General features: G+C 29.2%; 1 protein-coding gene. It reads right to left on the bottom strand.

All coding sequences use genetic code 11. The features are described from left to right. Positions 1-67: 67 nt before the first annotated feature. Positions 68-226 (bottom strand): cold-shock protein, encoded by a 159-nt coding sequence (locus SB659_RS20605; RefSeq protein ID WP_410551788.1) that lies wholly within the window; start codon positions 224-226, stop codon positions 68-70. Positions 227-233: the final 7 nt, after the last annotated feature.

The raw sequence follows: 233 nt of genomic DNA, 5'->3' as shown, positions 1-233 counted from the left end.
TATAAAAGTGCTTACTAAAAAAACTACCAGCACACTGATAGTTTTTCATATAATTAATCCTTAAGATCTATGATGATAATTTCATATTACTTGCTTCTAATTTTCCTGTTTTTGCTCTAACAAGATCAAATGAAACTTTTTGTCCCTCGGATAAAGTTGTTATTCCTACTGCTTTTAATGCAGAATAATGAACAAAAATATCTACACTGCCATCATCAGGAGAAATAAATCCA

It is taken from the genome of Arthrobacter sp. SIMBA_036, from assembly GCF_046535135.1.
GTDB lineage: Bacteria > Actinomycetota > Actinomycetes > Actinomycetales > Micrococcaceae > Arthrobacter.
This window is presented reverse-complemented; position numbering and strand designations above follow the sequence as displayed.